The organism is Marinococcus halotolerans DSM 16375 (assembly GCF_000420725.1).
Lineage (GTDB): Bacteria > Bacillota > Bacilli > Bacillales > Marinococcaceae > Marinococcus > Marinococcus halotolerans.
Map to the genome: position 1 here is coordinate 21,685 of NZ_ATVM01000030.1, position 8,067 is coordinate 29,751.

Sequence of the window (8,067 nt, forward strand, 5' to 3'; positions counted from 1 at the left end):
GCCAGAATGGTAAGAATAATGGAGACAATCAGACTGATACCGAGCCAGTATAAACACATTGCTGTTCACCACGCATATTTATTTTTTTCCTTTTTTCTCCGGTTTATATACAAAAGGGACTACGGCTTCTACCTGGGATGTCTGCGGGAACATGTCCACCGGCTGGGCGTATTCTGGATGGTACCCTGCTTTTTTCAGGTATGCGGCATCCTTGGCCAGGGTGGACGGATTACAGGATACGTATACGAAGCGTTTAGGCTTCACTTTTCCAATCGTGTTCAGCAGTGCCTCTCCGCAGCCTGTGCGCGGGGGATCGGCTACTACTACATCAGGACTCCAGTTTTCCCTCTGCCACTGCAGCATCATTTCTTCGGCTTTTCCGTGATAGAACCTTGCGTGGGAAGCTCCTGCCTGTTTAGCATTTTTGTTAGCGTCCTGAATACTTGCTTTAATCATATCCATGCCGCGTACTTCCTTAGCATCTGAGGACATCCAAAGACCAATGGTGCCACTGCCACAGTAGGCATCAACCACTTTTTCCCGGCCAGTGAGCTTTGCCGCTTTTTTCGCTTCATCGTAAAGCGTGGAGGCCTGCTCCGAGTTCAGCTGGAAAAATGCTTCCGGGGATAAATGAAATGAAAAATCCTGCATATTGTACTTGATTGTGTCTTTGCCCCACAGCCGCCTGGTTGTCCCGCCAAAAACAGTCGGGCTGCTTTCATTCTGCACATGATGATGAATGGATTTTATTTCTGCAAAAGAAGAACGGAGAAAATCCACCAGCTCTTCCTGCTCCGGCAGATCCACTGAAGAAGTTACGAGTGTCACCTGAACCTCGCTTTTTTGTTCATTTGCCCGCACAACGATGGTTTTAACCCCTTTTTGTTTACTCGTGTGTACAGGCACCTCTTCATCCTTCATAAATACGGTAATTGCTTTTGTAATCTTATTTAAAATCGACTTTTCCACCATACAGCCGACGTTGGTGAGGTCCACCAGCTGATTGGAATCACTCGAATACAGTCCTGCTTCCACTCGTCCTTTCTTTCCTTCGCCTGTCTGCCACTGGCTTTTATTTCTATAACGCCAGGGGTTTTCCATACCGATCGTTTCACGAATTTCCGGCACGAAGGGGGCGTAGCGTTCAAATGACTGCAGCACAAGGTCCTGTTTCATCCACAGCTGTTCGTCGTATTCGGCGTGCTGCAGCTGGCATCCCCCGCAGATTTTATACACCGGACAGGGAGCTTTCTGCCGGCTCGGCGAAGCTTCCCGGATATACTTAATACTTGCAATCGCCCGGTTCCGTTTTACTTCCTCGACCTGGCCAACGATCACCTCTCCCGGGAGGGCGCCTTCTACGAATACGGCCTGACGTTTAAAATATCCAATTCCTTCTCCATTAATTCCTATTCGTTTAATAGTCAGTGGAAATTCCTGACCCTCCTGCAGCGGCTGGCGCTGTTCAAACTTTTCATTTTTCGGCACGTGTATCTTCTCCTTTATCTGGTGTTTCTATATGAAGCCATAAATAAATACTTGCATAGCTGTTGTAGGGGCTCCACCGGCCGGACCATTCTGTTATCTCCGCCTTGGATGGTTTCGCTTCAAGCCCCAGCAGCTTCTTTAATCCATTTTGAACGCCAATGTCAGCAGCCGGCATCAGGTTCTCTCTTCCGAGCCCAAACAATAAAAAGCATTCTGCTGTCCAGGGCCCTATCCCCCGGTGCTGGGTGAGTTCCTTTATGATCTCCTCATCGGTTTTTTTCTGAAGAGCATCAATATCAAGTATGCCCTCTGCAATGCTTTTTGAAATATCCACAACGTATTCCGCTTTGCGCTGGCTGAATTGCAGGCTTCGAAGCTCGCTTGGATGAATAGCTGCCACAGTCGCAGGGGCAGGGTAAAACCAAACACCATCTTTATAACTGCCATACGTTTGCACAAACCGGGTGGAAAGAGTATAAGCAAAGGCCATGTTCAACTGCTGATGAATAATTGTTTTTATAAGACAGCCGTACAAGTCAAAGTCACAGGTGAGCGGTGCACCGTAAAACCGGCGGAACAACGGCTTTAGTTCTGTTTCCTGAAAATGCCCGGCTGCCTCCTCAAGCGGCTGGTGAAAGCGAAAAACACGTTCTATTTTATCCAGAGCTTCCTGTTCTCTCGTCTCCGGAGCCTCTATATATACATACGTCTCCGGTTGATGTTCAACAAATGCAAGGGTTACTGTATCAAGCTGCCTCTCACCTGGCAGAGGCAGCTTCACCTGTCTTTGGTCAATATCTACATTATACAGCGGGTCGAGTGCCATCCGTTTCAGCATCAGCTGAACATCGTACACGGATGGGATCTGCCTTGTTATCTGCTGCACAGTAATTACGTCCTTTCATGAAGCTTTGTTATTTTATCACGTTTACCCATGTTCACGCGACCTGCTCCCCGATGCACTCGGAATTCTGCAATATTTTCTTTTTTAGGATAAAAGCATTAATTTTCAATAAATTGTTATTTATTTTTTCCATTCTATTTTCCTATTCTCGATGAAATGCCTTTCTTCCTTTGTTTTCATTCATTACAATAAGCTTTGCGTACTTATGATACTTTCGTCATTTTTAAACGAATTAGGAGGTAAATTATGAGCTCTTCTGCACCAAAGTCGACTATGCTGCAGCGGTCGCTGAATTGGATTGAACGAGTTGGGAATAAGCTGCCCCATCCGGTTACCCTCTTCGCCATTCTAGCCGCGCTTGTATTGGTATTATCTGCCGTTCTTTCTGCTGCCGGCCTGCAGGTGGAGTCTCCCGGGGAAGAGGGAGAAACGGTCCAGGTAACTAACCTGCTTTCAGCGAGTGGCATTGAATACATATTCACCAGCATGGTGGACAACTTTATTAACTTTGCCCCGCTCGGGGTAGTGCTTGCTACCATGATCGGTATCGGCATTGCGGAGCGCACTGGACTAATAAGCGTACTGCTTCGCGGTTTTATCCTGTCTATTCCAAAATCTTTAATCACCTTTGGTCTCGTTTTTGCCGGTATTATGTCGAGTGTTGCTTCAGACGCCGGCTACGTGGTGCTTCCGCCACTAGGCGCTATACTGTTTGCTGCACTCGGCAGGCACCCGCTCGCAGGTCTTGCTGCTGCCTTCGCCGGGGTATCGGCAGGCTTTAGTGCCAACCTTCTGCTTTCCGGTACCGATGTTCTGCTCGGTGAGCTGACAATTGAGGCGGCTTCCACCATCGATCCGGCCTACGCCGAACAGATGAACCTGGCGATGAATTACTATTTCATTATTGTATCTACTTTCTTTTTGTCTATTATTGGCACACTCGTGAGTCAGTTCATCGTCGAGCCACGGCTTGGAGAATACAAGGGTGATTACCGGGAGAGTCTCACTTCTTTAACGGCAACGGAAAAGAAAGGAATCTTCTGGTCGATGGGTTCAGCGCTTCTGACCATTATTCTGCTTGCACTGCTCATTGTTCCATCTAATGCTCCGCTCCGCGGTGAAGGAGGAGCGGTCGTTCAATCGCCGTTTATGGACTCCCTCGTTGTCGTAATTATTATAGCCTTCTTCATTCCCGGGCTTGTCTACGGTATTGTGACAAAAAACATCAGAAACGATACGGATGTCGCTAATCAGCTTTCTGACACGATGGCAAGCATGGGCATGTTCATTCTGCTCGCTTTCACAGCCGGACAGTTTGTTGCCTATTTTGAAGAAACCAACCTGGGTACATTCATGGCTGTGTACGGCGCAGATTTTTTACAGTCTATTAATCTTACCGGCATTCCTTTAATTTTAGTCTTCGTATTAATTGTCGGTTTTATCAATCTGTTTATCGGAAGTGCCTCCGCCAAATGGGCCATACTCGCACCTGTATTCGTTCCGATCATGATGCAGCTTGGCTATTCACCGGAACTTACGCAGATGGCATACCGGGTGGCAGATTCATCCACCAACATTATTACACCACTGATGACTTATTTTGCGATTATTATCGCGTTTGCCCAGCAGTATGACAAAAACATGCGCATCGGGTCCCTGATAGCAGTTATGCTTCCGTATTCCGTCGCATTTCTTCTGTTCTGGTCCCTGCTGCTTGTCGTATGGATGCTCACCGGCTTGCCGCTCGGTCCAAACGGTCCGATTGAATACAACGGCTAAACGTTTAAAAGCAGGAGCTGCGGCTCCTGCTTTTTTTCGTATTACTCCAAATGGGTAATTCGGTTGATGTATTGAATAGAAGCACGGTCTTTTCGAAAGTGAATCCGGGATACTCCTGTGTTGTCGATACGCATGGAACGCTGGAGCGATACCCAGTTATCTTTGGCCAGCAGATACATAAAGAAAATCGTAATAAACCCTCCGTGCGAAACGACCGCTATCTGATCTTTATCTTTCCATTCCTCGGTCAGCTTATAGTACAGCCACGCACACCGCTTTGTCAGATCGTTTTTTGTTTCCGCCCTTTCTACTTCAGCGGTTAAAAGATCCTGTCCGATAAGGTCCGGAAATTCATTTTGAATAACCTCTCTCGCCTTCCCTTCAAGCACGCCTAAATGTACTTCGCGAAGCCGCTCATCGGTGGATATGTCCACCTGCTGAAACTCTGCCAGCGCCGCTGCAGTGGCAGACGCCCTCATTAAATCACTTGCAATTACGGCGTCAAACCGGATCTCGCGAAAGTAGCTGCCAAGCGCTTCTGCCTGCGTCTGGCCGCGCGGAGTTAACGGATAATCCATTGAGCCCTGAAGCACCTGGGCATAGTTTCCTTCCGATTCACCGTGCCGGATAAAATAAACGTCAGGCATCAATAATCCTTCCAATCCGGCTGAAATTGGCGGCATTTGATCCGCAGCTGCTCCACCATTTCTTCGAGTCTCTTCATTTCCGATTCGGAGCCTTCTTCAGGATCAATATTATCCACCATTGTCGAAAGCAGGTGCAGACGCTGCTTTATATACTGAAGCTGTTGGTCTTTGTCGTGTACTGGCGTACTCATGACGCGCCTCCTTTTTTCTTTTCTTCTTTAAAGATATCAATACGGTTCCAGCCGCCAAATACATAATAGCTGACTGCAATTACAGCGCTGATCACAAAGCTTGCTCCTATGCCAAGCGCAATCCCGTTTTCCCCTATCCTTTCGGAAAAGAACCAGGCAAGCGGAAAACGAAGCACCCAGAAGGAAATGATATTCAGGGCAAGCACCTGGATCATCGCTCCGGAGCTGCGTACAATACCATTCAGCACGAAGTTTATCCCTAAAAACGGATAAAAGAAAGCGACAATCTGCAGATATGTTTTACCATATTGAATAGTTGCTTCGTCATTTACAAACAGCCCCATCAAAAACTCAGCCAGTAAAAAAACAGCGGTGCTCATAGTGATCGATACGATGAGAATTAAAATTAGCGCGTTTTTCGCAATGGAACTGATACGGTCCCACCGGTTCGCTCCTATATTTTGTCCGGCCATACTTGTAATGGCAGAACCGAGCGTTGTTGCCGGAAGCATAATCAGGCTGTCGAGCCTCTGGGCCGCCCCGTACCCGGAAAGAACCACAGAGCCAAACGACGTTACTACCGTCATAATCGCCAGCTGTCCGCCGGAGATAGCCATCATCGACAGGCCCGCGGGCAGGCCGAGCTTCATAATACGCTGAAATTCTGCTTTTTCCGGGATGCTTGGCACGGCAAAAGGCAGTCCCTTTACAAGAATCATATATACGACCCCAAACACAAATGCGCTCCCCTGGGAGATAACTGTCGCGATTGCTGCTCCCTGGATGCCCATATCAAAGCCTGAAATAAACAGCGGGTCCAGGAAGATATTCAGCCCGACGGCCATCATGATAAAGCGAAGCGGGGTCTTGCTGTCGCCGACCGCACGCAGGACAGTACCTATAAAATTATAGCCAAATAAAAAGACAATACCAATAAAATTAATGCGTAAGTATATGACTGCACTTTCCAGGATGTCCGGCGGCGTCCCCATCCACGTTAAAACGACAGGAGCTGCAAAAAAACCTATCGCTCCAAGAACAATCGCAAGCGTTCCTAAAACAGAGACAAAAGCATTCAGGGACCGCTTTAAGCCCTCATCATCATCAGCCCCCACCCTCTGGGAGAGCACCGTCAACGTTGCACTGTTGATGCCTATAATAAAAGACAGCACAGAAAACAAAATAGTGGACGCCAGGGAAACTGCCCCGAGAGCCTCCGCTCCGATTAAATTACCGACCCACAGGCTGTCCACGATTTGGTAGGAGCTTTGAAGCAAATTCCCAATAAAAATTGGAAAGGCGAATATCACCATTTTTTTCATGATACTGCCTTCCGTGAAATCTAACTGGTTACGTCCAGCGTTTGCCATACTTTTCTCTCCAATTCTCTTCCAAGACCTTCCGCACTGCTAGTTGGAAAGAAGTTCGAATGTTTCTGTAATCGCAATGCTGTCTTTTACTGACTGAACCATCGAACAGTTTTTCTTTGTCCACTCCATATTCTTTTCCATTTGAGCTTCCGTTACGTTGTCTGCCTTTACGGTAAAATGCAGATGAACAGCAGTTATTTTATTTGCCTGCTTTTCATCCCTTTCCACCTCTGCTTCGATTTGAATATCATGCACTGTCTGATGCCGTTTATTCATAATTTTCCGCAGCACTCCTCCGCTGCACACAGCAATCGAAGAAGTCATCAGCTGAAAAGGGCGGAAGCCATACTCCTCCTCCCCGGACACAGAGAGCTCTCCGTAGTCTGTTTCTGTTTGAAATCCTCCGTCAGTCATTGAAAACTTCATCCTGTTCACCTCTTCAATAGTATCCTTCGTGTTGTATCTTATCTAAATCTAAGCCTATTTCCAAACAAAAGGTATTATATCAAAAACTGAGGGATTTTGTGCAGAGACCTGGAAATCCGGAGCTGATTTATTCATGAAAAAAGCAGCTGCTATGATAGCATAGCAGCTGCTGCAGTCGTACTGTTTAGCGTACGTTTTCAGGATAGATTTCGTTTAAGATTTCATGCGTTGGCGTAGAGATCAAGTTTTTATTAATAACTTCTTTCACTCTCTCACCCATATTATCTTCGAGATCCTTGGCATACTCTTTATCGCCAATAATATATGCTGTATCCAGACCGCGGTTTTTCATCTGTTTGTTGATGACAGGTGCAAGGCTCTTATACCAGCGGTGGCGGTTTTCTTCAAAGCGCTTTTGCACTTTATCCACCTGGGTGGAGCCTGCGGCAGTACGGTCAGCTGATGCTGTACCTTTGTATTCCTGCCAGTCCTCGTTGTCCACGTCCCAGTGGAACTGCATTTCTTCGCGGACTACGCCCATGGAAGTATCGATCAGATAAACATCCTGTTTGTTCGTAAGAAGAATTGCTGTTGGCGGGAAAGTTTTCTCGAGCTTTTCGAGCTGCTCAGTTTGTGGTGTCGGTTCCCACATAACTTCTGTTTCCACTGGTACCTGGAAAATGTCTGATTCCCAGGTCGAGCCGTCACCGGAAGCGAAAATGATAATGCTTTTCTGCAATTCATCGCGGTGATCTTCAATGTATTTTTCGATATCGTCGGTAATTTTTTTAATCGCATTTTTTTCATCTTTCGTTTCGCTCTTATCTGCATACTGCTTCAAGCCGTTGACAGCCTTTTTGTATTTAATCTTCCACTCTTCACTAGGCTGTCCGCCTTCACCAATATCTGTGTTCAAATAAAAGGAAACAAAACCATATTCATCCTCTTTATTTTTCAGCTGTTTCAAGTTGTTCGTAATTCCCATTGTCTGTTGCCCCTTTCCATGACTGTGTTAACTATTCAATTACCATTCTACAAAGTGTATTTCCTTCGAAAAGGAACGGTAAACGTCAAATGCAGTAATATTTTCAAACCAATAAAAAAAGCAGGTTCAAATTAGAGTGACCCCATAATATGAGACAGGAAAAAACACCCCCAACGTCGTATGTGCACTGACCTAGAAATATGAGACAAGATAAAGCACCTAGCCGTTAGCCTTCTGCCGTCCGGTATTCCACCGGCGTGTGGAAGGCTAATTTCGT

8 protein-coding genes are annotated in these 8,067 nt (G+C 46.6%); 1 reads left to right on the top strand and 7 read right to left on the bottom strand.

Annotated features, from left to right (window positions below):
• Nucleotides 1-78: 78 nt before the first annotated feature.
• Both rlmD and G548_RS18455 read right to left on the bottom strand, forming a co-directional pair.
• Nucleotides 79-1,488, bottom strand: a complete 1,410-nt coding sequence (gene rlmD, locus G548_RS0115455; protein WP_022795055.1) for a 23S rRNA (uracil(1939)-C(5))-methyltransferase RlmD — start codon at nucleotides 1,486-1,488, stop codon at nucleotides 79-81.
• Nucleotides 1,475-2,374 carry a DNA-3-methyladenine glycosylase family protein gene (locus G548_RS18455; protein WP_022795056.1) on the bottom strand — a complete coding sequence of 300 codons (900 nt, stop codon included), beginning with the start codon at nucleotides 2,372-2,374 and terminating at the stop codon, nucleotides 1,475-1,477. Before G548_RS18455 ends, rlmD begins: the two co-directional genes overlap by 14 nt.
• A gap of 264 nt (nucleotides 2,375-2,638) precedes the next feature.
• Here G548_RS18455 and G548_RS0115470 point away from each other — a divergent pair, with 264 nt between their 5' ends.
• Nucleotides 2,639-4,171: an AbgT family transporter gene (locus tag G548_RS0115470; RefSeq protein ID WP_022795058.1), complete on the top strand. Its 1,533-nt coding sequence runs from the start codon at nucleotides 2,639-2,641 to the stop codon at nucleotides 4,169-4,171.
• A gap of 41 nt (nucleotides 4,172-4,212) precedes the next feature.
• On the opposite strand, the gene G548_RS0115475 is transcribed toward G548_RS0115470, so the two are convergent.
• From G548_RS0115475 to G548_RS0115495, 5 genes are all read right to left on the bottom strand, one after another.
• Complete coding sequence (locus G548_RS0115475) at nucleotides 4,213-4,818, bottom strand: histidine phosphatase family protein (protein WP_022795059.1); 606 nt, start codon at nucleotides 4,816-4,818, stop codon at nucleotides 4,213-4,215.
• On the bottom strand, nucleotides 4,818-5,009 hold the full coding sequence (locus tag G548_RS0115480) for an SE1561 family protein (RefSeq protein ID WP_022795060.1): 192 nt from the start codon (nucleotides 5,007-5,009) through the stop codon (nucleotides 4,818-4,820). Before G548_RS0115480 ends, G548_RS0115475 begins: the two co-directional genes overlap by 1 nt.
• On the bottom strand, nucleotides 5,006-6,379 hold the full coding sequence (locus G548_RS0115485; RefSeq protein WP_022795061.1) for an MATE family efflux transporter: 1,374 nt from the start codon (nucleotides 6,377-6,379) through the stop codon (nucleotides 5,006-5,008). Before G548_RS0115485 ends, G548_RS0115480 begins: the two co-directional genes overlap by 4 nt.
• Before the next feature lie 39 nt (nucleotides 6,380-6,418).
• The gene (locus tag G548_RS0115490) at nucleotides 6,419-6,805 is read right to left on the bottom strand and encodes an OsmC family protein (protein ID WP_022795062.1); all 387 of its coding nucleotides are present in this window, start codon (nucleotides 6,803-6,805) and stop codon (nucleotides 6,419-6,421) included.
• Nucleotides 6,806-6,989: 184 nt separating this feature from the next.
• Nucleotides 6,990-7,790 (bottom strand): VLRF1 family aeRF1-type release factor, encoded by an 801-nt coding sequence (locus tag G548_RS0115495; RefSeq protein ID WP_022795063.1) that lies wholly within the window; start codon nucleotides 7,788-7,790, stop codon nucleotides 6,990-6,992.
• Nucleotides 7,791-8,067 lie beyond the last annotated feature (277 nt).